We start from the raw sequence: 22,821 nt of genomic DNA on the forward strand, positions 1-22,821 counted from the left end.
TTCACCTGAATTAATTTGAATTGCAAAGCAAATTAATTCGTGCTTTATTGTCCCTATGCAATCCAGTTCGTCTTCTCCTCGGTCCCAATTCGGGATTCGCTTCTCGTTGCTTGCCCGACGCTGGCGGCGCGCGCTTGATACGCGCCTTGCTGAAGCGGGGCTTTCCGATGCCACCTGGGTTCCGTTAATCCATCTTCAGACCACCGGCGGCGGCGTGACGCAGAAGGAACTCGCCGCTCTGGTCGGGATCGACGGATCAAGCCTTGTGCGGCTTCTGGATATTCTGTCCCGTCAGGAACTGGTCGAGCGCCGGGTCGATGAAAACGACAACCGCGCGCGGTTGATCTTCCTTACGCCCAAAGGTGAGCAGCGCGTGGCCGAAATCCGGCGCGAACTGGCCAAAGGCGAGGAAGATATGCTGGCGGACATTTCCGATGCGGATCTGGCCACCATGCTTGACCATTTTGACTCTATCGAGCAGCGCCTCGCGGCCAAGCCGCTGAAACGCGCACAGGAAACCGGAGAATGAGTACCGAAACGTCTACGATGACATCGGCCCGCAGGCTGGATGCCGCGCGCCAGCTTTTGAAGCCGCAACAGTTTCGGGAAAGCGTCGCGCTTTCGCGGCAGCCTTCCATTCGCAATTCGTCGCTCGCTGGCCTTCAGTCAGCGGCCACGGCAGTCATCGCTTTGCCGCTGGTCTATCTTTCGCCCTGGTCGCATCTGATCGGCTTTGCTTCGCTTGGCGCTCTGGTCGCCCTGTTTGGGCGCTTCGCACCACAGGCAAGTCGCAACCGCGTTGTGCTTCTGTGCGCCATCTGCCAGACGCTGGCCGTGCTCAGCATGTCGCTTGTCGCCGCAGCGGGCGCGCCGCTGGCTGTACAGCTTACGCTGCTCGCCGTTCTGTGTGGCGTGTTCTGTTTTGTGACCACCACCGGAAAATTCGGCCCTCCCGGAGCGTTGATCTTCATTTTTGCCGCCGGGGCGTCGATGAGCCAGTCGGTTACGGTACATCAGACGGCGGAACGCACCGCCGCCACTGCGCTGGTCGCGATACTGGCCTTTCTGGTCTGTGTGCTGACGGAGTATTTCCGCCATCAGGCAAGCCCAGAAAAGCCTTTCCCTTCGGAAGCGTTGCGACCAATTCGTCACCGGCTGATCGCTGCGGTGCGCGTCGCTTTTGGCGCGGGTGTAGCGGCGTTTGCCGCCTATGCGATGGACGTCGCGCACCCTGCCTGGGCGGCAATGGGCGCTGTTGCCGTAATGCAGGGCGCGCATCTGCATATCAATATGAACCGTGCCTTGCAGCGCATGGTGGGCACCCTTTTGGGTGCGGTCGTCGCGTGGATGATCCTGACGCAAGCACCGTCCATTTGGACGCTGATCGCGATACTGGGGCTCCTGCAATTTGCAACCGAAGTGATTATCGGTTCCAATTATGCGCTGGGGCAAATCCTCGTGACGCCGATGGCGCTGCTGATGACCTATATCGCTGCGCCGGGTCTGAATGGGGCCGATATGGTGTCGGAACGGGTTCTCGACACATTGCTCGGGGCTGCTATCGGCATTGTCTTTTCCGTGTTGTTTTCAACGCAGGACGACCGCGTCTATCTGGCCGAACATCACATAAAAAGAACGCAGCGCTGACGGCGCTGCGAGCGGATTAATTCCATTCGTTTTATAGAAAATAGAAAATGCTTTCTCTATTTGCGATGAGAAGGCAGTCAGCACCTTTGAACGCCAGTGCGTAGCGTGACACCATTCCGTTACGTTTGATCCGGTCGACCGGAGAGGCGATGACGGCAATAAACGATGGTGACAAGCATGGCGAAAAAGCGTTGAGATTGGTGGAAGATACGGCGGATATCGCTGTTTCACCCGATGAGCTGAAAGCTGCAATGCGGCAGCTCGCTGGCGGCGTCAGCGTTGTCACCGCAGGCTTCGGCGACGGGCGCACTGGCGCGACGGTCACCTCGGCGACCGCGCTTTCGGTCGATCCGCCAACGATCATCGTCAACATCAATCGCGGTTCGTCGGTCTGGCCCGCCATCAGCCGCCACAATCATTTCTGCGTCAATGTGCTGTCGGCGGCCCAACAAACGGTTGCGGATCGGTTTGCCGGTAAGGACGGTATCAAGGGTGTTGCGCGCTATGCCGGTGCCGAATGGTACACGCTGGAAAGCGGCGCGCTGGCGCTGACGGGCGCACTGGCCGCAGTCGATTGTGCCGTGGAAGACGTCATCGAGCGGCACACCCATGCCATCATTATCGGTCGTGTTTTGAAAATCGTAGCGGGCGGCGGCGAGCCGCTTGTCTATCACAATGGTGGCTACCGGCTGCTGGACCTGTTGTCAGGCGCTTAACCTGGCCCATTCTGGCGCTGTGCTGTCATCTTCGAGGCCACCGTTACGCGCGAATTGTTCCAGCGTCATGGTGTCGAGAACGCCAGCGATGGCTTCGCGCACGAGCAGCATCGAACGGCGCACCTGACAGGCGCGGTGGTCTTCACAGTCTTCGCATGGCTGATAGGCCATGCGGCTTGCGCAGCGAATGGGGGCTAACGGGCCGTCGAGAACGCGGACAACCTGACCAATCGTGACCTCGGTTGCTGGTTTGGAAAGGCTGTAGCCGCCGCCGGGGCCCTTCTTGGAACGCAATATGCCGTCATTGCGCAGTTCCAGAAGAATGGCGTCGAGAAATTTCTTGGAGATATTGTTCTTGGAAGCAATCTCGGCGACGAACGCGCTTTCGCCGGGTTCAAGCAAGGCAAGATGCGCCAGTGCTTTCAAACCATATTTGCCCTTCTTCGTCAGCATGGACACTCCACCGATAATCGCCAATGGTTGGTTGCGCATGCTTTTGCATGAAATCGAGCGAATAGATAGTCTATTTACAGGTAATAGACCCCGATCCGTTTGCCGCCGATAATCTCAACCGAGATATCCATATCGTAAATGTCGCTCAGGATTTCCGGATGGATCAGCGCGTCCGGCGTGCCCTGATGCGCGACCTTGCCGTTGCGCATGGCGACGATGTGGTCGGAATAGCAGGAGGCGAAGTTGATGTCGTGCAACACCAGCACGACCGTCTTGCCAAGCTCATCGGCAGCGCGGCGCAACAACTTCATCATCGATGCCGCATGCTTCATATCCAGATTGTTCAATGGCTCATCAAGAAGCACATAGTCCGTATCCTGACAAAGCACCATGGCCACGAAGGCGCGCTGGCGCTGGCCGCCGGACAATTCATCGAGAAAGCGATCGCTCAAGCATTCAAGGCCAAGATACTGGATCGCCTGTTCGATATGCTTGCGGTCTTCCCTGTTCGGTCGCCCCTGGGAATAGGGATAGCGCCCGAATGCCACCAGATCCCGCACGGTCAGTCGTGAATTGATGGCGTTTTCCTGCCGTAGGATGGAGAGGCACTTTGCTAGCACATCGCCCGAGGTGGTGGTGACATCCAGACCGTCCACGGTCACGCGGCCTTTGTCCATCGGCAAAAGGCGGCTGACCATGGAAAGCAGCGTTGATTTGCCCGCGCCATTGGGGCCGATGATCGATGTTACGCCGCCCGCGGGCAGGTGCAGGGACACGTCATCGACGACAAGAGCGCCGCCATAGGATTTGCTGACTTGGCTTATTTCGATCAACGTGCATTTCCCCTGACAAGAAGGATAATGAAGACGAGACCGCCCAGGAATTCGATGATGACGCTGAGCGCGGTATTGAAGGCAAAGACCCGTTCGAGAATGGTCTGGCCACCGACAATGCAGATGATGGCCAGCAGGACGGCAATCGGCAGGACGACGCGATGTTTCCCCGAGCCTGCAAGCATGTAGGCGAGATTGGCGACCAAAAGGCCGAAGAAGGTGATCGGTCCGACGAGGGCGGTCGAAACGGCGACAAGCACCGTTACCATCAGCAGGATGAGCCGCACCACGCGGCGGTGATCGACACCGAGATTGATGGCAGGCTCGCGTCCAAGCGCCAGTACGTCAAAGACATGCATCAGCCGCCAGCCATAGAGCGACACAGCCGCGACGATAATTGCCGAGAGCGTCAGAATATCGGCGTTGATCGTGTTGAAGCTGGCAAAAAAACGATCCTGCAACACCGCGAAGAGATCGGGATCGAGCATACGCTGCATGAGATTGGACAGGCTGCGGAAGAACACGCCGCAAATAATGCCGACCAGCATCACCAGATGCAGGCTGCGCGCCGCGCCCGAAAACAGCCAGTAATAGAGTGAACCTGCAAACAGCACCATCACCAGCGTTTCGGTGACAAAGCGCATGTTCGGTCCAATCCAGTCGACCTGCACCGCGCCGAAGAAGAACACCACAACGGTCTGGATCAGAATATAGAGCGCATCGAAGCCCATGATGGAGGGCGTGAGGATGCGATTATTGGTGACGGTTTGAAACAGCACGGTCGATACCGCGATTGAATAGGCCACCAGCACCATGGCGGCGAGTTTGGTGCCGCGGAAGGACAGGATGAACGACCAGCTGCCCTTCGCACCGATTGTCATGAAGGCAATGGCGGCGAGTAGCGCGATCGCGCCGAGAAGCGGAATGAGGGTAGCGGGGCGTTTAAGCAAGGCGTGAACCCCGCCGCAACAGGAGGTAAAGGAAGATGACGCTGCCCACGACGCCCATCATCGTGCCGATGGGGATTTCATAGGGAAAGCGGATCAGACGCCCGGCAATATCGCAGGCGAGCACCAAACCCGCGCCGAGAACGGCGATCCATGGCAAGGCGCGGCGCATATTGTCGCCGACGAACATGCTGACGACATTGGGCACGATCAGGCCGAGAAACGGGATCATGCCGACGGTGACGACGACCGACGCGCTGACCATCGAAACGATGATGAGGCCGAGTGTCACCACACGGCGATAATTGAGACCGAGATTGGTGGTGAAATCCTCGCCCAGCCCTGCGACGGTAAACCGGTCGGCGGCGATATAGGCGACGACGGTGAGCGCGAAGGCGATCCACAGCAATTCGTAGCGTCCGCGCAGCACGCCGGAAAAGTCGCCGGTCGTCCACGAATTCAGCGATTGCAACAGATCGAAGCGGTAGGCGATGAAAGTCGTGATGGCGCTGACAACGCCACCGAGCATGATGCCGACCAGAGGAACAACCAGCACGGAGCGAAGCGGGATGCTGCGCAGGATACGCAGAAACAGCGCCGTTCCCGCCACTGCGGTGACGGAGGCAACCAGCATCTTGACGAAGACGGGCGCTTCCGGCGCAAAGAGAATAACCAGAAGAATGCCGAGACTGGCGGATTCGACCGTTCCCGCCGTCGAAGGCTCGACGAAACGGTTGCGGGTCAGCATCTGCATGATCATGCCGGCAACGGCCATCGACATGCCCGCCAGCACAATGGCGATGGTGCGCGGAATGCGGCTGACAAGCAGCAGTTCAAGCGCGCTGCCGGGGCTGCCATCCACGCTTTCACGGGAATAGAAAAGCGCATGCAGTGAGACGTCGCCGACCCCGATAAACAGGCTGATGACAGCCATCACGGCGACAACAACTATAGCTGCAGCTAATCCCTTCACGCTTTATCCTGTTCTCTTGCCTTGTCATGCATCGGGCTGTCCGGCATGGCGGACAGCCCGGGTGACTGGGTCAGAAAGTGCCTGACTTTTACTTTGCCTTGTCGAAGACTTCCGACAATTGATCGATAGTGCCGTGCAGGCCATTGAGACCGCCACCGACGAGATACCAGTTCTGCGACTTCAGATAGACGATCTGGTCTTTCTTCGCCGCCGTGGTCTGGCGAACGAGATCATTGTCGAGAATCTGCTTGGCGGAATTGCCCTCGCGACCGATGGCGGCGTCGCGGTCGATCACGAACAGCCAGTCAGGATTGGTCTTCAGAATGAATTCCTGGCTGATCGGTTGGCCGTGATTGCCCTTGGTGGTCAGGTCTTTGGCGGCAGGCGTCACGCCATAGGCGTCATGCAGCATGCCAAAGCGCGAACCCGGGCCATAGGCGCTCATCTTGCCGCCGGTGGTGAGGATCAGAAGACCCGTGCCCTTGTCTGCGGCTTTCTGCTTCAGCGTGGCAACATCGGCGTTGAGCTTTTCGATTTCTGCCTTGGCTTCCGCTTGCTTGCCAAAAATCTGGCCAAGCTTTTCAACATTGGCTTCTGTGCCGCCGATGAGGTCCTTCGAGGAGACCGTCAGATCAATGGTGGGCGCGATCTTTGCAAGTTCCGGATATTTGGCTGCCGAACGACCGCCAACAATGATGAGATCCGGCTCGGCGGCATTGATGGCTTCATAATCCGGCTCGAACAGCGTGCCGACTTTCGGATAATCGTCGGACTGGTACTTCTTGAGGAAGTCCGGGGCAGTGACCAGCGTTGGCACGCCGGAAACCTTGACGCCGAGGCGGTCGAGATTGTCGAGCGTCGCCAGATCGAGCACGATTACCTTGGCTGGCGAAGCAGGCACTGCCGTTTCACCCTGCGCATGCTTGATGGTGATGTCTGCGGCGCTGGCGGCGGAGGTCAGAGAAAGCGCCACGACGGCTGCGCCACAGAGGCGGGCGACATGTTGGCCGAAATTCAGCATGGTGCACAATCCTTTCGTCAATCCTGTGCTTTATAGTCCAGTTTTCCGCAGGTCAAAGCCCGACGGACAAAAAACGCTCAATTGTCTGTGTGTTCGGGCTTCCTGCCGAGCAGAATGAAGTTCAGGCTGTCCGCCACTGTCAGCGGGATCATCGAACCATGCCCCTCGTTGGCGAAACGGTGAAAAGCCGTTTCCAGCTGCGGCAGCGGTTCCAGTTCCTTGTACACATCCGTGCCCGATGGCCCGCCGCGCAGCTTGCGCATGCGCTGGATATCCGCAGGCGATTGACCGGGGCGGGAACCGCGCTTGCCGGAGGTTTCCATCAGCAGACGCAAAGGGTGGGGAGCCGATTTGAACGAGGCGATGAAACGATCCTTGTCCGACAGGATCGAATGATTATCCCACCATATCGAAGGGTCGGCAGCGCTGTAGGTCTGGAAGGAATTCGTGTGATTGAACAGCGCATAGAGCGTGAAAAGCCCGCCCAGGGAATGGCCGAACAGCGCCTGCCTGCTTTTGTCGATGGAGAACCGCTTTTCGATTTCAGACTTCACCTCTCGTTCGATGAAAGCAAAGAACGCATCGCGACCGCCGGTTTTCGGTTGATCGGCGGGGTCTGGCGTCAGCTGTTCACTAGTCGCCGACGTCAGATCGAAATAGCGCAGGCGCACGATTTCATCAGCATCGTCGGTCGGGTAACCAATACCCACCAGAACGGCCTTGAGGTCATCGTTCTTCGCCATTTCAGCAGCGGCAAGCGGCAGCATGCGATTGCCGTCGACCATATAAATGACAGGATAGCCGCCTTCGGGAGCGGCTTCAGCGGGCGCTGCGGTGAAAATGCGATAGGAAATGCCGTTGGCTTCCATGTCGAAGGAAGCGCGCACCTGTTCTGCTGCCTGAACCGTGGAGGCAAAAATTATGCTGCCGACCATTAGCCACAAGGTCTTCTTTATGTTCTTCAGAGCGCTCATTGAGCATCCATTCAATCGAAAAAATGACGCCAGCCAAACGAAAGGCTGGCGTCACACTGCGTCAGATCAGAAGCGCGACGTCATGCTGACCCAAAGGCGACGACCATCGACAACCGTGTTGAACTCATCGACATCGATTTGCTTGTCGAAGATGTTGTAGATGGCTGCGTTGAACGTCACGTTCTCGCTGAAGTCATAGGAACCGCCGAGATCGACCGTCGCGTAGGGCTTGTACTTGCGCGCCAGAACGGTCTTTCCGTCCGCTGCATAGACCGGCGTACCTGCTGTTCCGATACGCGCGCCGGCATTGGTTTCCTCGCCATGATAATTGGCGGCGGCCCATGCCTTCAGCCCCTCGACGGGGGTGATCCAGTCGCCGCGCAGGCTCGCCATATGCTTCGGCGTGCGGGCCAGCGGAAGGCCCGCATAGGTGCCGGTCTTTTGTTCGGAATCCGTATAGGTGTAGTTGCCGCGAAGGGTGATCGTGTCAGTTGCTTCCCAGTTGAAGGTCAGCTCCACGCCCTGCATGACAGCTTCATCGATATTGAAGGCATACCAGAGACGGTAGTTCGGATCTTCGCTCCAGCGGACGGGATCGCCGTTACTGTCGGTGACAAGCGCGTTGGAAATCTTGTCCTTGAAGTCCGTGTAGAAGTAGGTGGCACCCAGACGAAGGCCGGTCTGGTTGTCCCACAACACGCTGGCTTCGTAGCTGGTGCTCTTTTCCGGTTCCAGATTTGGGTCGCCGATGATGACGCCGCACGTGCCGGTCGGGCCGTAGGAACAGCCGCCGCCGCCCGTCGTATAAGCATAACCCGGTGCGATGGTGCGGATATCGGGGGCCTTGAAGCCGGTCGAAATGCCGCCCTTGAAGGTGATCTCATCGGTCGCGTGCCACACCGCATAGCCGCGCGGGCTGAGTTGCGAACCATAGACCTCGTGATCGTCCATGCGCAGACCGCCGGTCAGCGAGAAGTCGGGCGTCAGCCACCATTCGTCTTCGGCAAAGAGCGCCCATTGGCGTACGCTGAATTCTTCGTCCAGTCCGGTGCGGCGTCCCGGATTCTGGTCGGTGAGAACCGTCTCCATGAACTGGCCGCCGGTGACGAGCGTGTGATTGCCGTACAGTTCGAACGGCGTGGTGAACTTGCCGTCGAGCACCGAGTTCTTCACATGCGGAGAGCGAAGGTTCTCGACATAGCTCTTCGATGCGTTGTTCCAGTTGAAGTTGGTCCGCTCGGACCATTCCTGCATGAAGGAGAATTCCGATGTGGTCGGGCCCCAGCGGCCAGTATGGCTGATCGACCAATGGTCGCGGTCGTTGTAATTGTAGGAATCGACAGCCGACGCGGTTTTTTCCGTCGTGTTGCCAACGGTGCTGTCGCGGCGCAGGCGCGTCTTGCCCAGTTCAAGCTGGATATCGTGGTCTTTGTTCGGGGTCCAGGTGATGCGACCCGTGATGTCGACATCCTGCTGCTCGGGCGAGCCGCTGACGATCTTGTCTTCCTGACGCTTCAGGCCGCGTCCCCAAAGCTGCACGCCGATAAGGTCCGGCACCAGCGGTCCCGTGATATAATAGGAACCCTGAAGGGAATTGCCGTATTTGGAATGCTGCTGAGCAATGCCGTCCACGGTGAACGAGCCGCTCCACTTGTCCGACACTTTCTTGGTGATGACGTTGATGACGCCGCCCATCGCATCCGAGCCATAGAGCGAAGACATTGGACCGCGAATGACTTCGATACGCTCAATGGCGTTCGCAGGCGGAAGGAAGCTCTGTTCGAAGCCGGAATTGCCGTTGGTGCGGGCATCGCGGGTGCTCTGGCGCTTGCCGTCCACGAGCAGCAGCGTATAGGAGCCGGGGAGGCCGCGAATAAAAATATCGCGTTCGGCGGCAGGGCCGGTCACGGCCACACCCTGCACGTCCTTCAAGGCGTCGGTCAGGTCGCGATAAGCACCTTTTTCAAGCTCTTCGCCCGGCACGACGGTGATGCTGGCAGGCGCATCGGTGATGTTCTGCTCAAAGCCCGTCGCCGTCACCACGATCTGGTTCAGCTTGACCGTGCCATCGGATGCAGTGTCGGCAGCCTGTTCGCCTTCTGCAGCCTTTTTCTTCTGGGCTTCGGTTTCTTCAGCGGTGGCGCTGGTCGCACTATTTGCTGCTTGCGCGAAGGCGCCCGTTTCGCTTAACAAAAGGGCGGTTGAAAGACATGTCCCTGCAAGGATCGCTCTGGAAACAAGCTTTCCTCTGGTCATCTGCCTGCCTTGCGCGCCACTGGCACACAAGCCCCAAAACAAGCTGGTCATTTTCACCACCGTCTAAAGTTGAGTTTTCTACTCTCCTTATGTATGGCTATAAGATGACGTCAATCATCATGTTTTAGAAACTTTCCAAGTTTCAAAAAACGCAACTGACGAGGCAGGCATCGGAAATGGCGGATAAGCGGGCGAAGAGCGCAAAACCGGCGGAAAAGGCCGAAAGCGATGGCGCCAATCCTCGTCTGGGGCAGTTGCGGCTGCTGATTGCGCTTGATGCACTTCTTGTGGAAGGCAGTGTCGGTGGCGCGGCCAAGCAGATGGGCTTGAGCATTCCGGCCATGAGCCGTCTGCTGGGGCAGATCCGCGACCATTTTGACGATCCGATCTTTGTCCGCTCCGGTCGCGCCATGATCGCGACGCCAAAGGCGGAAGCATTGCGCGGTCGCTTGCGGCGTTTGGCGAATGAAGCCGATGCCTTGATGAAGCCCGATGCAGAAAACGCGCATGTGTCGGCCTGCACCGGACATCATGGATGGAACCGCAGCGCTATCGTTACGCCGCCGCCACTGACCATCCGCAAGGTGACGGATCTGGAGAACCACCCATCGGCGGAATATACCGCCGCGCAGTTCGCCGATATCCAGAGCGAGAACGATCCGACGCGGCGGCTGGCCAAATATATTGCCGTCGTTGGCCGCAAGGTGGGGCACACCCGTCCGCTGGAACTGCATGAGGCGGAAGATGCCTTCACGACCATTTTCGCGGGCGAAGCGGACCCGATGCAGATCAGCGCGCTGTTGCGCCTGATCCATTATCGCGGGCTGACCGCGCCGGAGCTTGCAGGCATGGCGCGCGCATCCGCGCGGTTTTATGCGGCGGGAACGAGTATCAACACGCCTGCGCTGGATTGGCCCGCCTATCTGTCTCCCAATTCTTCGCAGTCGCCATGGTTCATGCTGTCTGCACTGCTCGTCGCGCGCGCCGGTTACCCGGTGTTGATGCATGGCAGTTGCGGTGTCGGCGAACTGTCCGGCAAACTGGAGATTGCGGCGGAAGCGATCAACCTGCCGATTGCCACATCGCATGAACTGGCGGAAAGTGCGCTCAGAGCGCATGGCATATGCTTCATGCCGATGGCGGGTTTTGCGCCGCAGGTGCAGGCGCTGCTGGCGCTTTATCCGCTGTTCGAGTCCCGTTCGCCGGTGAACAGTCTTGTCCACCTCCTGAACCCTTTGGGGCTGAAATCGTCATTTCTCGGCGTGTCGCAACCCGCTTATCGCGAGTTGCACCGCGATGCTGCCGTGCTGCTCGACATGCAGTCGGTTTCGGTCGTCTCGACCAGCCGCGATGTGGCGGAACTGGTCCCGCACCGCAAACACACCATATATCGCCACGTGCAGGGGCATTCCAGCGCCTTGCAGCTGCCGACGCTTTCGAAAGCCAGCAGCGACAAGCATTCCAGCCTCAGCTCTTTTGAATATTGGCACGGTGTTTGGAGTGGCACCGCCACCGACGAGCGCGCCGAAAGCATAGTCATCGCAACGGCAGCCATGGCCATGATGACGGTATCCGCCGCTGAGAATAACAGCTATGATGCGTTCCACCAGAAAGCCGCAGCCATGTGGCGCAACCGTCATTCGGCTAATACACAAGTCGAAAATCGGTAGGGGTTAACCCCAATATCTAGACCGCATCCTCCGTCCTATTATCCCCCTGTCAAGCAAATGGGGAGGATTTGCCGGAGGAGCGATACGTGCGAACTGATGGGCCAGGTTCTGGCACCCGTTCTGCCACGACCCACCCATCCAGCGTCCTTTCAAGCTGACTCACCACACCACCGCTTCAAGGCGTGCAGTGCGCGTATCCGCGCCGGTCAAGCCTCCCCATTTGGCGTCTGGTGCGGCGACCTGAGGAAGATCAGAAAGGACCCACTATGTCCAAGAAGAAATGCGCGATCATCGGTTCCGGCAATATTGGCACGGATTTGATGATCAAGGTGATGCGCACATCGAAGAATATCGAGATGGGCGCAATGGTCGGCATCGATCCGAATTCGGATGGTCTGGCACGCGCCGCACGGCTCGGCGTGCCGGTGACCCATGACGGCATCGACGGCCTGATGCGTATGCCCGAATATCGCGATATCGATATCGTGTTCGATGCAACTTCGGCCAAGGCGCATCTCCATAATGACGCGCTCTTGCAGAAGGACGGCAAGAAGGTCATCGACCTGACGCCTGCCGCCATCGGCCCCTTCACCATTCCCGCCATCAATGGCGACGCCAATATCGACGAGCCGAACGTCAACATGGTCACATGCGGCGGTCAGGCGACGATCCCGATGGTCTATGCCGTCAAGCGCGCCACCGACCGCGTGGTCTATGGCGAAATCGTCGCTTCGATCTCGTCGCGTTCGGCTGGTCCCGGCACCCGCGCGAATATCGATGAGTTCACCGAAACCACGTCGAAGGCAATCCGTGAACTGGGCGGCGCTGAACGCGGCAAGGCGCTGATCATTCTCAACCCGGCAGAACCGCCGCTCATCATGCGCGATACGGTGTTTGTTCTGTCGCAGGGTGGCAGCCGCGAAGCCATCGAGGCTTCGATTGCCGAAATGGTCAAGACGGTACAAGCCTATGTGCCGGGCTATCGCCTGAAGCAGAAGGTTCAGTTCGAAGTGATCGGCGACAATGCGCCGGTTCGCGTACCGGGCATCGGGCTCGTATCGGGTCTCAAGACGACCATCCTGCTCGAGGTCGAAGGCGCTGCACATTATCTGCCTGCCTATGCCGGCAATCTCGACATCATGACATCCGCTGCATTGGTCACCGCTGATCATTGGGCAGCAAAAGCGCTTGCCAAGGAGGCTGCATAATGGCCCGCTCCAATCCCGATAAGCTCTATGTTCAGGATGTCACGCTGCGCGACGGCATGCATTCGATCCGCCATCAATACACGCTGAAGGATGTCGTCGCGATTGCGAAGGCGCTGGATGCCGCCAAGGTGGACGCGATTGAAATCACCCATGGCGACGGCCTTGCCGGTTCGACCTTCAATTACGGTTTTGGCCTGCATGACGATGTTGAATGGATCGGCGCTGTTGCCGACGCCTGCGAGCATGCCCGCGTCACCGTGCTGCTCATTCCGGGCATTGGCACGGTGCATGACCTGAAGGAAGCGTATAACGCCGGTGCGCGTTCGGTTCGCGTTGCGACCCATTGCACCGAGGCCGATGTATCACGCCAGCATATCGAGGCTGCACGTGAACTGGGCATGGACACTATCGGCTTTCTGATGATGTCGCATATGGCCGAGCCGGAAAAGCTGGTCGAACAGGCGAAGCTGATGGAAAGCTATGGCGCGGAATGCGTCTATGTCACCGATTCGGCAGGCGCGCTGTTGCCCGAACAATATACGCTTCGCGTGAAGGCGCTGCGTGATGCGCTGCAGCCTGAAACCGAAATCGGCGTTCACACCCACCACAATCTGACGCTCGGTGTTGCCAATGCCGTTGCCGGTATCGAAGCGGGCGCTGTTCGCGTCGATGCATCGCTGGCAGGCATGGGCGCTGGCGCTGGCAATGCGCCGCTTGAAGGTCTGATCGCCGTTCTCAACCGCAAGGGTATCGAAACGGGCTGCGATCTTTATGGCCTGATGGATGCCGCCGACGATCTGGTGCGTCCGTTGCAGGACCGTCCGGTGCGGGTGGATCGTGAAAGCCTCTCGCTCGGCTATGCGGGCGTCTATTCGAGCTTTTTGCGTCATGCGGAAAACGCCTCGAAACTCTATGGCGTCGATACGCGCGAAATCCTCATCGAACTTGGCAAGCGCCGCATGGTCGGCGGCCAGGAAGACATGATCATCGACGTCGCGCTCGACATTCTCAAAAACAAGGCCGCATAAGCGGCCCACTCAGGAGGAAATGCTATGACCGTCTTGGAGGGCGCGGCTTCTGCACGCGTAGAAAAAGACACTTTGATTACCGATGGCGATCGCCGTCGCGCGCTGATTGGCAGCGCGGTTGGCAGCACCATCGAATGGTATGATTACTTCCTTTATGGCACCATGTCGGCCATCGTGTTCGGAAAGCTGTTCTTTCCGTCCGATGATCCGGTGACCAGCCAGCTTCTGGCGCTTGCCTCTTTCGCGCTGGCTTTCCTAATCCGCCCCATCGGCGGCATCGTGTTCAGCCATATCGGCGATCGTATCGGACGCAAGAAAACGCTCGTCATCACTCTGTCCATCATGGGCATTTCAACGGTGTTGATCGGCCTGATGCCGACCTATGCCACCATCGGCGTCTGGGCACCGATCATCCTGACGCTGCTGCGTCTGTTGCAGGGCCTCGCGCTCGGCGGCGAATGGGGCGGCGGCGTGCTTCTGGCGGTGGAATATTCCCCGCGTAACAGGCGCGGCTTCTATGGCGCTGTGCCGCAGACGGGCGCATTGTTCGGTCTGGCGCTCGGCAATCTGGTGACGTCCGGCCTTGCGCTCGGCTTTTCGGAAGAAGCGTTCCTGTCCTATGGCTGGCGCATTCCGTTCGTGCTGTCCATCGTGCTGGTCGCCATCGGTATGTGGATCCGCAACACGGTTGATGAAACCCCGTCCTTCAAGCGCGTGGCTGCGGCCAATACCGCCAAGAAAGTGCCGTTGGTCGAAACACTGACCAAGCACTGGCGCGCGGTTCTGATCGTCATCGGCGCAAAGTTCATCGAAACCTCGACCTTCTTTCTGTTTGCAACCTTCACGGTCTCCTATCTCGTGGGCCTTGGTTTCGAGCGCGTCCATGCTCTCAATTCGGTGCTGATCGCCGCATTGATCGCCGTTCCGGTCATGCTCTATTTCGGCAGCCTGTCCGACCGTATCGGCCGCAAGAAGGTCTTCCTGCTCGGCACTGTCGCCATGGTCATCTATACGGTGCCTTACTTCTGGCTGCTCAATCAGGGTTCGTGGGTTGTGGCAACGCTTGCCGTCGTGATCGGTTTTGCCATCATCTGGTCGACCTATGGTTCCGTGCTCGGCACGTTCTTCGCCGAAAGCTTCCCGGCAGATGTCCGATATACCGGCGTCTCGCTCGGCTATCAGGTGGGCGCAGCCATTGTCGGCGGTCCGCTGCCGCTGATCGCAACGGCTCTGCTTGCCAAATATAATGGCAGCTATCTGCCGATTGCTGTGTTCATCGCGGCTTGCGGTGTGATCTCTCTGGTCGCGGTAGCCTGCACCACCGACAGAAGCGGCCAGCATCTGGACGACTGATCCTGATCTGCAAAATTGAAGAAGCCGGCTTATGCCGGCTTCTTTTTTGCGCCTTCGCTGAAGGACAGTTTCTGGCGCACCAGCTCCGCCACATTCGTCACCTGCATCTTTTCCATCACGCGGCTGCGATGCACTTCGACCGTCTTGATGCTGATATCCATCAGATCGGCGATCTGCTTGTTGAGCTTTCCCGCCACGATATATTCCAGCACTTCTTTTTCGCGTTGCGTCAGGCTTTCATAGCGGCGGGCAAAATCATCCGCCTGCTGGCGCAGCCTTGCGTTCTCCCGCGCCTTGGCGAGACAGAACTCGATCCGCTCCAGCACATACTTGTCGTCGAGAGGCTTTTCGATGAAATCCACCACACCGTCGCGGAAGGCCGTGACGGCCATCGGCACGTCACCATGACCGGTGACGATGATTGTCGGCAGATCGACGCCAAGCGTTCGCAGGCGCCGGTGCAGTTCAAGACCGGTTATGCCCGACATGCGCACATCGGCGATTACACAGCCGGACATGTCCGGGGATGCGGCATCCAGAAAAGCTTCCGCCGAATCGAAAGCGCGGACGGTGTACTGGCTCGATTCCAGCAGCCAGACGAGCGAATCCCGAAAAGCCTCGTCGTCATCGATGACATAGACCGCTTCGCTCATACGGCTTTTTCCTCAAGCGTGCCGCTGACAGGCAGCGTGAAATGAAAGGCTGTACCGCCGTCCGGATTTGGCTCCGCCCAGAGCCTGCCGCGGTGGAATTCCATGATCGAGCGGCAAATATTGAGCCCAACGCCCATGCCTTCGGCCTTGGTCGTGTAGAACGGGTCGAATATCTTGCGCATCTCGTCTTCCGCAATGCCTTGCCCGAAATCCAGCACAGTTGTTTCCACCTCCTGCCTGTCAGGACTGATTCTGGCCGAAACGACGATATCGCGCCGTGGCGCTGGCAAGGCTGACGTGGCCTCGGTGGCGTTTCGCAACAGATTGAACACAACCTGTTCGATCATAACGCGGTCGGCCAGTACGGTCGGCAGGTCTTTCGCTATATCGACCTTGATCTTGAAACCGCGCCTGCGCGATTCAATCTCGGCGATGGATGCGGTCTCCTCGACAATCTCCCGCAATATTTGCGGCTGCGGGGTCGGCTCGCTGCGGCGCAGAAAATCGCGGATGCGCGACACGATACCGGATGCGCGGCTTGCCTGCCGTGACGCTTTCTTCATGGCGTCAAGCAGTGCTGCTCGGTCATCGGTGCCAGCCTCCAGCCGCCGCACCGATCCCATGCAATAGTTACTGACCGCAGCCAGCGGCTGGTTCAGCTCATGGGCAAGGCTGACAGCCATTTCGCCCATCGAAATCAGCCTCGCCGTCTGTTCGAGCCGAAGGGCGCTGTCGCGCTCGAAGGCAAGTGCGGCTTCCCGCTCGGCCTGCACTTTTGCTTCCTGCTCGCGCATCTTCGCCTGCAAAACCTCGAATTCCTGGCCGGTTTTCTTGAAGATTTCCACGGCGCGCGCAATATCGCCAATTTCGTCGCGGCGATCCTGATCCTTGACGGTCAGATCGTATTTGCGGCGGGTCAGTTGCCCGATTACCGCTGTCAGTCGCCCGAGCGGTCGCGTGATGCTGCGCGACAGGAGAATCAGAAGCGCCGTGGTGACAACGGCGATGGTGGCGAGAATCCCGCCTGCGCGCAGCAGCACGGCCTTGGTTTCACTATCCACATCTTCCAGATAAATGCCCGTCGCGATAAACCACCGCCACGGCTCGAACGGCATGACATAGGCCATTTTCTCGCCGCTCACATTCGTATTGGGCTTGGTGAATTCATAATGCACCACGCCGCCGCCGGACTTGGCGGTGTCGATCTGCATCTGCACGTAATGACGGCCTTCGGAATCGACCAAGGCGGAGGCGTCGGTGCCTTCAAGATCGGGCCGGATCGGCAAAAGCACGGAATTGCCGTCGAAATCATCGATGAAGAAATATTCGTCATTGGCATAGCGCAGTTTGCGCAGCGTCTCGACGGCATTTTGCTTGGCGGCAGCTTCGCTGATTTCGCCGCTTTGGAAACGATCATATTCTTCCTGAATGATCTTGCGACCGATTTCCGTCAGGTTGCGAACCATGGTGACACGGTCATCGATCATCTGTTCGCGCAGCGCATGCACCGTCACGGCGGCCATGACCAACAAGCCGATCAGGCTGACAAGGCTCGACAGAAGAAGTTTGGAACCGATACCCAGTTTGATTCTCATCACGCCCATTCGCAGCAGCCGACGGGGCAATCTGCCCGCAATTCCCGTTTCCACGCACTGTTGCAGCAGCGCGGCGCTGTTGGCAACCGGCAGTGCACGCGGATTTTTCCGATGCCGGGGTCTATCAACTTTGTATCATTTGCCCTAGATCATCCAGGAATACGATACAGATTATCAGCCGTTGTCGTCGGAATAGTGCGACAACCAAATATGCCGGGTTCCAGCCTGTTTGCAGTGCATGCCTCCCAATGCCACGCGACAGGCCAGCTGGTTGCATTTCTGAAGGGCCTAAAATGGAAAAAGCAGATATCGGAATGGTCGGTCTTGGCGTGATGGGTTCCAACCTGGCGCTGAACATAGCCGAGAAAGGCTACACGGTGGCTGTCTATGATCGTGACGAGCCGGTGCTGAAAGCTTTCCTCGATAAAGCCGGTCCGCTGCGCGACAAGATCATCCCCTGCGCCACTTTCGAAGAATTGGCGGAAAACACGCGCAAGCCGCGCCCGTTCATCTTCCTCATCAAGGCGGGTGCGCCTGTCGATGCCGAAACGACCCGGCTCAAGGCTCTTCTGGAGAAGGGCGATATCATGATCGATGCGGGCAATTCCGATTATCGCGATACGGTCCGCCGCCTCAAGGCCCTTGGCCCGAACGATCCGACTTTTGTGGGCATGGGCGTTTCCGGCGGCGCGGAAGGCGCACGCCATGGCCCGTCGATGATGGTGGGCGGAACGCCGGAAGCTTATGAGCGCATCGCGCCTATTCTTCTCGCCGCCGCCGCGAAATATAAGGGCGAGCCATGCTGTGCGCTGGTCGGTCCAGATGGCGCGGGCCATTTCGTCAAGACGATCCACAACGGCATTGAATATGCCGACATGCAGATGATCGCCGAAATCTACGGCATCCTGCGCGACGGTCTCCGCCTTTCGGCTCCGGCCATCGGCGATGTGTTCGAAAAATGGAATTCAGGTCCGCTCGATTCCTATCTGATCGAGATCACCGCAAAGGTTTTGAAAACCACCGATCCGGAAAGCGGCAAGGCGATGGTCGATATGATCCTCGACGAAGCCGGACAGAAGGGCACCGGACGCTGGGCCGCCATTGAAGCCCAAATGATGGGCGTTCCGGCAACGGCGATTGAAGCTGCGGTCGCCGCGCGTTCGCTTTCGTCGTTGAAAAGCGAGCGTGAGGAAGCCGCGAACATCTACAAGCCTGCGCCGCGCACGCTCGACGTCGCGGATCACACCAAGTTCCTTGCCGATCTGGAGCAGGCATTGCTTGCTGGCAAGATCGCTGCCTATGCACAGGGCTTTGCCGTGATGGAAGCCGCCTCGAAGGAGCATGGCTGGAACATTCCGCTGGCCACAACGGCCCGCATCTGGCGCGCTGGTTGCATCATCCGTTCGGAACTGCTGGACGATATCGCACAGGCATTCGAGGGCAATGAAAGCCGCAACCTTCTGCTGGCTCCGGCTTTCGTGGAGCGCATGCAGAAGGCGTCGAAGGGCCTGCGGAATATCGTTTCCAAGGCTGCGATTGCTGGTTTGCCGGTTCCCGCACTTGCATCAGCGCTCAACTATTTCGACAGCTATACGCAGTCGCTTGGTACGGCGAATCTCATTCAGGGCCAGCGCGATTTCTTCGGTTCGCATGGCTTCAAGCGCATCGACAAGGATGGCGATTTCCACGGCCCTTGGGGCGAATAATCGCTTCCAACTCCTACTGCTTAAAAAAAGCCGCCCAACTGGGCGGCCTCAGGCTGCTGACAAACCCGCCGATATTTTTCGGCGGGTTTTGTTTTTGAGAGGGGCGCGTTTTGTGACTGCCTTAGTAAGGAGTTGCAAGCGGCTGCAGCCGCTCATACGCTGGCTGCCTTTGGGGTCTTTGTCAGGACCATGGCGATCTTCTTGATGTTCTGTGCGGCGGCTTGCAGCAGGCATTGGCAGGCGACGCGGACAAGGCCTCGAAAGCGGGCGTAGCGGTGGCCGTGCAGTTGCTTGGCGTCGGCAAAGGAGCATTCCACCGTTTCCTTGCGCCGCTTGTAGATCGCTTTTCCCCAAGCTGTGAGCCGGTGGGCGTCAGTGCGTTCGCGGGCGTCCTGCCAGACATGGCGGGTGATGGTACGGATGGACTTGGCGTTGGCCGTGCAGGATGCGAGCAGCGGGCAGGTCCGGCAGATGGCCGGATCAGATACATAATGCTTGTAACCGTTGCGGTCGGTCGTGGCATAGGGGAGCAATTGGCCCTCAGGGCAGCGATAGCCATCGGCATCCGCTTCGAATGCGAACTTCGACTTGCGCATCATGCCGTCCCTGGGCGGCGTTGGAGTGCGGTAGCCGGTAACGCCGAGGATATGGCGATCTTCCAAACCCCGGGCAATGGCCGCTGTCGCAAAGCCAGCATCCAGCCCGACCGCGCCAACCTCGAAGTCAAAGCGCCGGCGTTGCCGATCCAGACGGTCGAGATAGACGCGACTGTCATGCAAATTGGCCGGCGTGACGTGGATATCGGTGATGATGGCCAGCTTTCCATCCACCGTGCGGTGGTCGAGATAGTAGAAGCCCTTCGGCTTGCCGTCGCGCACCATATAGCCGCTTTCCGGATCGGTGCGGCTGACCTTGGTTTCCTTCACCTCCCGCTCACGCGGCTTGTCCCTCATCGGCTTCTGGCCGTGCAGTGCCCGTTCCGCATCAATGGCCCGATCAAGATCAGCCCAATAGTCGGCCCGGGATCTGGCGATCATCTCAAGGTCGTATTTGCCCTTGTTGGCATTGGCTTTCAGATGTGTGCTGTCGGTATAAAGCACTGTCCCATCGACCAGTCCGTGCCGGATCGCCTGTTCGACGATATGGTCGAAAATGTCCTGGGCGACCGAGGTGTCGTTAAAGCGCCGCCGCCGGTTCTGGCTCAGTGTCGAGGCGTCGAACACCGCATCGCTCAGCTTCAGGCGCAGGAACCAGCGATAGGCGACATTGACCTCGATCTCGCGCACCAGCTGACGCTCCGAGCGCACGCCGAACAGGTAGTCGATGAACAGCGCCTTGAACATCAAGGTCGGATCGAGCGGAGGACGGCCGTTGTCGGGGCAATAAAGCCCGGCAACCCGGTCATGGATGAAAGAGAAGTCGATCACCGCATCGATCTTGCGAAGCAGATGATCTTTCGGGACCAGTTGATCGAGCGTCACCATCTCGAGCGCGGTCTGTTCTGCGGCTGGTTTCTTCAACATGACCCAGAGAATCACAACCCCCCCGGCATAGCCAGGGGTTTGTCAGCAGGCTGAAGCCGCCCAACTGGGCGGCTTTTTTTATGTCGCATCCAGATATGGCTTTAAAGGCATATCGTCATGGGTAGGAACAGTTTGGCGTTCGATCATGTGATGGATGCGGGGAGGGCTGTCGCCACGATGCAACTCATCAAGATGTTTTGCAATCTCGGCATCGGCATGGGTCAGCCGCTGGCTGTGGCGGATATATTCGATCCAGGTCGGCACATGATAGCTTTCCGTCCAGATGCTCGGGTTTTCGAGATCACGCAATAACACCCATTGCTTGGCTCCGTCGCGAATTCTGGTGCGCCGCCGCAGCGCCATTGTGGCGAGAAATTCCGGCACGTCTTTCTGGTCGATGGAATAATCGACCATCACCATGATCGGGCCGCTGCGGGCGCGCAGGTCGAGTTGCAGTTGCGGCTCGCTGAAGGCGTTCGTCGGATCAAGGTTCAGCGATTCGAAATTGGGCTGGCGCAAAATGAAGCCGAGCAGCCCGCCGACAATTAGCACGGCGCTCGCGATGAACAGCGCGCCCGATACGCTGTGCAGGTCGGCCAGTTGCCCCCAGACCCAGCTTCCCAAGGCCATGCCGCCGAAGGTTGCCGTCTGGTATAATGACAACGCACGACCGACGACCCAGCGCGGGGTCGAAAGCTGCACAGTCACATTGAACAGCGAGAAAGCCTGCACCCATGCCATGCCAGCTGGCATCAACAGAAGGCAGCTCAACCACACCCGGTTGCTCATGGCGAGGAAGAAACAACTGACCGCGAGTGCGAAGAACGCGCCGCGGATAACCCATTCGTTGCTGAGAATATCGCGCACTCGCCCGATCAAAAGCGCGCCACAGATCGCGCCGAAGCCGAAAAAGCCGAGCATGATGCCATAGGTTATGGCGGTGCCCTGCACCTGATCGCGAGCAACGAGTGGCAGGAGTGCCAGAATCACCACAGCGCTAAAGCCGAAAGCGAATGAACGCACCATCACCTTCAATAGATTGGGCGACATGGTGACATAACGAAAGCCCGCCGACATGGCGCTTCCGAAGGATTCACGTGGCAGCGGGCTGCGCGGCGTCACTTTCTTCCAGCGGAAAAGCGCGAAGATCAGGGCGAAATAGCAAAACACGTTAAAGAGAAAGGCAAAGGCCGCACCCGCCGTCGCGACAATGATGCCGCCAATGGCCGGACCGATACTGCGCATGAGATTATAGCTCATGCTGTTGAGCGCCACTGCGCCCGGCAGATGTTCGCGGGGAACAATGTCGCCCATAGAAGCCTGCCAGGAAGGATTATAGAGCGCGCCGCCACATCCGATCAAAAAGGTGAGGCTCAGCAACAGCCATGGTGTCAGTGCATTACTATAAGAGAGCAGCGCCAGCATCGCCGAAAAGCATAGCATCATCATCTGCGCGATAAGCATGATGCGTCGGCGGTCGTAATTGTCAGCCAGCGCCCCGGCGGCGAGCGAGAAAATCATCACCGGCAGCGTCATCGATGCCTGGACCAGTGCCACCATCCCATGAGATGTGGTCAGACTGGTCATCAACCAACCGGCGGCGACGCCTTCGATCAGTCCCCCCAGATTCGATACCAGCGTGGCAGACCACAGCGAGCGGAACGTCCGGGACTGAAAGGATTCGAGCGGAGAGGCGCTTTTGGGCATGGCGTTTTCTGCATCTACGGGCTTGTCTTCGATCCCCTGGAAAAGAGCACGAAGAAAGCGCATCGGCGGGATGCAAACCACGGTATAATGAATTGCCCGCTACGGGAATAAGCTAGTGCGGTTCCGCCATCACTGAACAAAACAGGATGAAATATCCCGTCGTTCTGGCTCTGGCCCGGTGAAGTGGGCCAGCGCTGGCGTATTCGAGACGCTCTTCCTTACTATGGCGCTATGAACGACGCTGTCCGCGCTTTGCAGAATCGGGTGTCCATGCAGCTTAATAAGGAGTAAATTTCGATCCTTATCCCTGTGGAAAAGAAAATCGCATTTTTATCGAAAGCCGTGTTGACAGTTTTGGTGTGCGGGGCCTATATAGCGCCACAACGAGGGCGGCGACGCTGCTAGCGGCAGATTGCTTCGTCCTTGAGTTCTGGTGAAAGTGGTTGACAGGTTGTTGGCTGACGAGTAGGTGGGGCGGCCAAGATTGGGTGGAAATCTGGTTTTGGATTTGAGGAAGTTGCGGTTGATAAGATTGTGATTTTCTTGAAAAAAACGGGT

19 protein-coding genes are annotated in these 22,821 nt (G+C 58.4%); 8 read left to right on the forward strand and 11 right to left on the reverse strand.

Annotation, left to right across the window (positions count from 1 at the left end; genetic code table 11):
* The first annotated feature begins 106 nt into the window (after nt 1–106).
* The 3 genes from WIX40_RS06240 to WIX40_RS06250 all read left to right on the forward strand — a co-directional run bounded on the left by WIX40_RS06240 (nt 107) and on the right by WIX40_RS06250 (nt 2,363).
* Nucleotides 107–529 carry a MarR family winged helix-turn-helix transcriptional regulator gene (locus WIX40_RS06240; RefSeq protein WP_339439247.1) on the forward strand — a complete coding sequence of 141 codons (423 nt, stop codon included), beginning with the start codon at nt 107–109 and terminating at the stop codon, nt 527–529.
* Nucleotides 526–1,647 (forward strand): FUSC family protein, encoded by a 1,122-nt coding sequence (locus WIX40_RS06245; RefSeq protein ID WP_339439249.1) that lies wholly within the window; start codon nt 526–528, stop codon nt 1,645–1,647. Before WIX40_RS06240 ends, WIX40_RS06245 begins: the two co-directional genes overlap by 4 nt.
* A gap of 149 nt (nt 1,648–1,796) precedes the next feature.
* Entirely contained in the window at nt 1,797–2,363 is a 567-nt protein-coding gene (locus tag WIX40_RS06250) for a flavin reductase family protein (protein ID WP_339439251.1), read from the forward strand.
* On the opposite strand, the gene WIX40_RS06255 is transcribed toward WIX40_RS06250, so the two are convergent.
* The 7 genes from WIX40_RS06255 to WIX40_RS06285 form a co-directional block, all read right to left on the reverse strand.
* Nucleotides 2,352–2,816 (reverse strand): Rrf2 family transcriptional regulator, encoded by a 465-nt coding sequence (locus tag WIX40_RS06255; protein ID WP_109367947.1) that lies wholly within the window; start codon nt 2,814–2,816, stop codon nt 2,352–2,354. The two genes, WIX40_RS06250 and WIX40_RS06255, sit on opposite strands and share 12 nt — an antisense overlap.
* Nucleotides 2,817–2,890: 74 nt before the next feature.
* Nucleotides 2,891–3,649: an iron ABC transporter ATP-binding protein gene (locus WIX40_RS06260; protein WP_339439253.1), complete on the reverse strand. Its 759-nt coding sequence runs from the start codon at nt 3,647–3,649 to the stop codon at nt 2,891–2,893.
* The gene (locus WIX40_RS06265) at nt 3,646–4,599 is read right to left on the reverse strand and encodes an iron chelate uptake ABC transporter family permease subunit (RefSeq protein ID WP_339439255.1); all 954 of its coding nucleotides are present in this window, start codon (nt 4,597–4,599) and stop codon (nt 3,646–3,648) included. The genes WIX40_RS06260 and WIX40_RS06265 overlap by 4 nt, the downstream gene beginning before the upstream one ends.
* On the reverse strand, nt 4,592–5,569 hold the full coding sequence (locus WIX40_RS06270) for an ABC transporter permease (RefSeq protein WP_339439257.1): 978 nt from the start codon (nt 5,567–5,569) through the stop codon (nt 4,592–4,594). Before WIX40_RS06270 ends, WIX40_RS06265 begins: the two co-directional genes overlap by 8 nt.
* A gap of 88 nt (nt 5,570–5,657) precedes the next feature.
* Nucleotides 5,658–6,590: a siderophore ABC transporter substrate-binding protein gene (locus WIX40_RS06275; protein WP_339439259.1), complete on the reverse strand. Its 933-nt coding sequence runs from the start codon at nt 6,588–6,590 to the stop codon at nt 5,658–5,660.
* 77 nt (nt 6,591–6,667) lie between these two features.
* A complete protein-coding gene (locus tag WIX40_RS06280; RefSeq protein ID WP_339439260.1) occupies nt 6,668–7,564 on the reverse strand; it encodes an alpha/beta hydrolase in 897 nt (298 codons plus the stop codon).
* A 66-nt stretch (nt 7,565–7,630) separates the two neighbouring features.
* Nucleotides 7,631–9,820 carry a TonB-dependent receptor domain-containing protein gene (locus WIX40_RS06285; protein ID WP_371834145.1) on the reverse strand — a complete coding sequence of 730 codons (2,190 nt, stop codon included), beginning with the start codon at nt 9,818–9,820 and terminating at the stop codon, nt 7,631–7,633.
* Nucleotides 9,821–9,996: 176 nt separating this feature from the next.
* On the opposite strand from WIX40_RS06285, the gene WIX40_RS06290 reads away from it, so the two are divergent.
* The 4 genes from WIX40_RS06290 (at nt 9,997) to WIX40_RS06305 (ending at nt 15,079) form a co-directional block, all read left to right on the forward strand.
* Complete coding sequence (locus WIX40_RS06290) at nt 9,997–11,490, forward strand: glycosyl transferase family protein (RefSeq protein ID WP_339439264.1); 1,494 nt, start codon at nt 9,997–9,999, stop codon at nt 11,488–11,490.
* Between the two features lie 266 nt (nt 11,491–11,756).
* Nucleotides 11,757–12,698: an acetaldehyde dehydrogenase (acetylating) gene (locus WIX40_RS06295; RefSeq protein WP_109366985.1), complete on the forward strand. Its 942-nt coding sequence runs from the start codon at nt 11,757–11,759 to the stop codon at nt 12,696–12,698.
* Nucleotides 12,698–13,726 carry a 4-hydroxy-2-oxovalerate aldolase gene (gene dmpG, locus WIX40_RS06300; protein WP_171318776.1) on the forward strand — a complete coding sequence of 343 codons (1,029 nt, stop codon included), beginning with the start codon at nt 12,698–12,700 and terminating at the stop codon, nt 13,724–13,726. The genes WIX40_RS06295 and dmpG overlap by 1 nt, the downstream gene beginning before the upstream one ends.
* A gap of 24 nt (nt 13,727–13,750) precedes the next feature.
* Nucleotides 13,751–15,079 carry an MFS transporter gene (locus tag WIX40_RS06305; protein WP_140024744.1) on the forward strand — a complete coding sequence of 443 codons (1,329 nt, stop codon included), beginning with the start codon at nt 13,751–13,753 and terminating at the stop codon, nt 15,077–15,079.
* A gap of 29 nt (nt 15,080–15,108) precedes the next feature.
* Here WIX40_RS06305 and WIX40_RS06310 read toward each other — a convergent pair whose 3' ends face one another.
* Both WIX40_RS06310 and WIX40_RS06315 read right to left on the reverse strand, forming a co-directional pair.
* Nucleotides 15,109–15,732, reverse strand: a complete 624-nt coding sequence (locus WIX40_RS06310; protein ID WP_109366988.1) for a response regulator transcription factor — start codon at nt 15,730–15,732, stop codon at nt 15,109–15,111.
* Nucleotides 15,729–17,327, reverse strand: a complete 1,599-nt coding sequence (locus WIX40_RS06315; protein ID WP_339439269.1) for a cache domain-containing protein — start codon at nt 17,325–17,327, stop codon at nt 15,729–15,731. The genes WIX40_RS06310 and WIX40_RS06315 overlap by 4 nt, the downstream gene beginning before the upstream one ends.
* Nucleotides 17,328–17,620: 293 nt before the next feature.
* On the opposite strand from WIX40_RS06315, the gene gnd reads away from it, so the two are divergent.
* Nucleotides 17,621–19,033 (forward strand): NADP-dependent phosphogluconate dehydrogenase, encoded by a 1,413-nt coding sequence (gene gnd / locus WIX40_RS06320; protein WP_109366990.1) that lies wholly within the window; start codon nt 17,621–17,623, stop codon nt 19,031–19,033.
* Nucleotides 19,034–19,185: 152 nt separating this feature from the next.
* Here the strand turns inward: gnd and WIX40_RS06325 are convergent, their stop codons facing one another.
* The gene (locus WIX40_RS06325; protein WP_339439271.1) at nt 19,186–20,556 is read right to left on the reverse strand and encodes an IS1182 family transposase; all 1,371 of its coding nucleotides are present in this window, start codon (nt 20,554–20,556) and stop codon (nt 19,186–19,188) included.
* Nucleotides 20,557–20,634: 78 nt separating this feature from the next.
* On the reverse strand, nt 20,635–22,263 hold the full coding sequence (locus WIX40_RS06330; RefSeq protein WP_339440960.1) for an MFS transporter: 1,629 nt from the start codon (nt 22,261–22,263) through the stop codon (nt 20,635–20,637).
* Nucleotides 22,264–22,821: the final 558 nt, after the last annotated feature.

Origin of the sequence: Ochrobactrum teleogrylli (assembly GCF_037482325.1) — a bacterium.
GTDB classification, from domain to species: domain Bacteria; phylum Pseudomonadota; class Alphaproteobacteria; order Rhizobiales; family Rhizobiaceae; genus Brucella; species Brucella teleogrylli.

Coding starts and splice junctions, on each gene's coding strand:
- WIX40_RS06305 (WP_140024744.1), top strand. CDS start 13,751: ATGACCGTCTTGGAGGGCGCGGCTTCTGCACGCGTAGAAAAAGACACT.
- dmpG (WP_171318776.1), top strand. CDS start 12,698: ATGGCCCGCTCCAATCCCGATAAGCTCTATGTTCAGGATGTCACGCTG.
- WIX40_RS06295 (WP_109366985.1), top strand. CDS start 11,757: ATGTCCAAGAAGAAATGCGCGATCATCGGTTCCGGCAATATTGGCACG.
- WIX40_RS06310 (WP_109366988.1), bottom strand. CDS start 15,732: ATGAGCGAAGCGGTCTATGTCATCGATGACGACGAGGCTTTTCGGGAT.
- WIX40_RS06275 (WP_339439259.1), bottom strand. CDS start 6,590: ATGCTGAATTTCGGCCAACATGTCGCCCGCCTCTGTGGCGCAGCCGTC.
- WIX40_RS06330 (WP_339440960.1), bottom strand. CDS start 22,263: ATGCCCAAAAGCGCCTCTCCGCTCGAATCCTTTCAGTCCCGGACGTTC.
- WIX40_RS06285 (WP_371834145.1), bottom strand. CDS start 9,820: ATGACCAGAGGAAAGCTTGTTTCCAGAGCGATCCTTGCAGGGACATGT.
- gnd (WP_109366990.1), top strand. CDS start 17,621: ATGGAAAAAGCAGATATCGGAATGGTCGGTCTTGGCGTGATGGGTTCC.
- WIX40_RS06245 (WP_339439249.1), top strand. CDS start 526: ATGAGTACCGAAACGTCTACGATGACATCGGCCCGCAGGCTGGATGCC.
- WIX40_RS06315 (WP_339439269.1), bottom strand. CDS start 17,327: ATGAGAATCAAACTGGGTATCGGTTCCAAACTTCTTCTGTCGAGCCTT.
- WIX40_RS06325 (WP_339439271.1), bottom strand. CDS start 20,556: ATGTTGAAGAAACCAGCCGCAGAACAGACCGCGCTCGAGATGGTGACG.
- WIX40_RS06290 (WP_339439264.1), top strand. CDS start 9,997: ATGGCGGATAAGCGGGCGAAGAGCGCAAAACCGGCGGAAAAGGCCGAA.
- WIX40_RS06280 (WP_339439260.1), bottom strand. CDS start 7,564: ATGAGCGCTCTGAAGAACATAAAGAAGACCTTGTGGCTAATGGTCGGC.
- WIX40_RS06255 (WP_109367947.1), bottom strand. CDS start 2,816: ATGCTGACGAAGAAGGGCAAATATGGTTTGAAAGCACTGGCGCATCTT.
- WIX40_RS06250 (WP_339439251.1), top strand. CDS start 1,797: ATGACGGCAATAAACGATGGTGACAAGCATGGCGAAAAAGCGTTGAGA.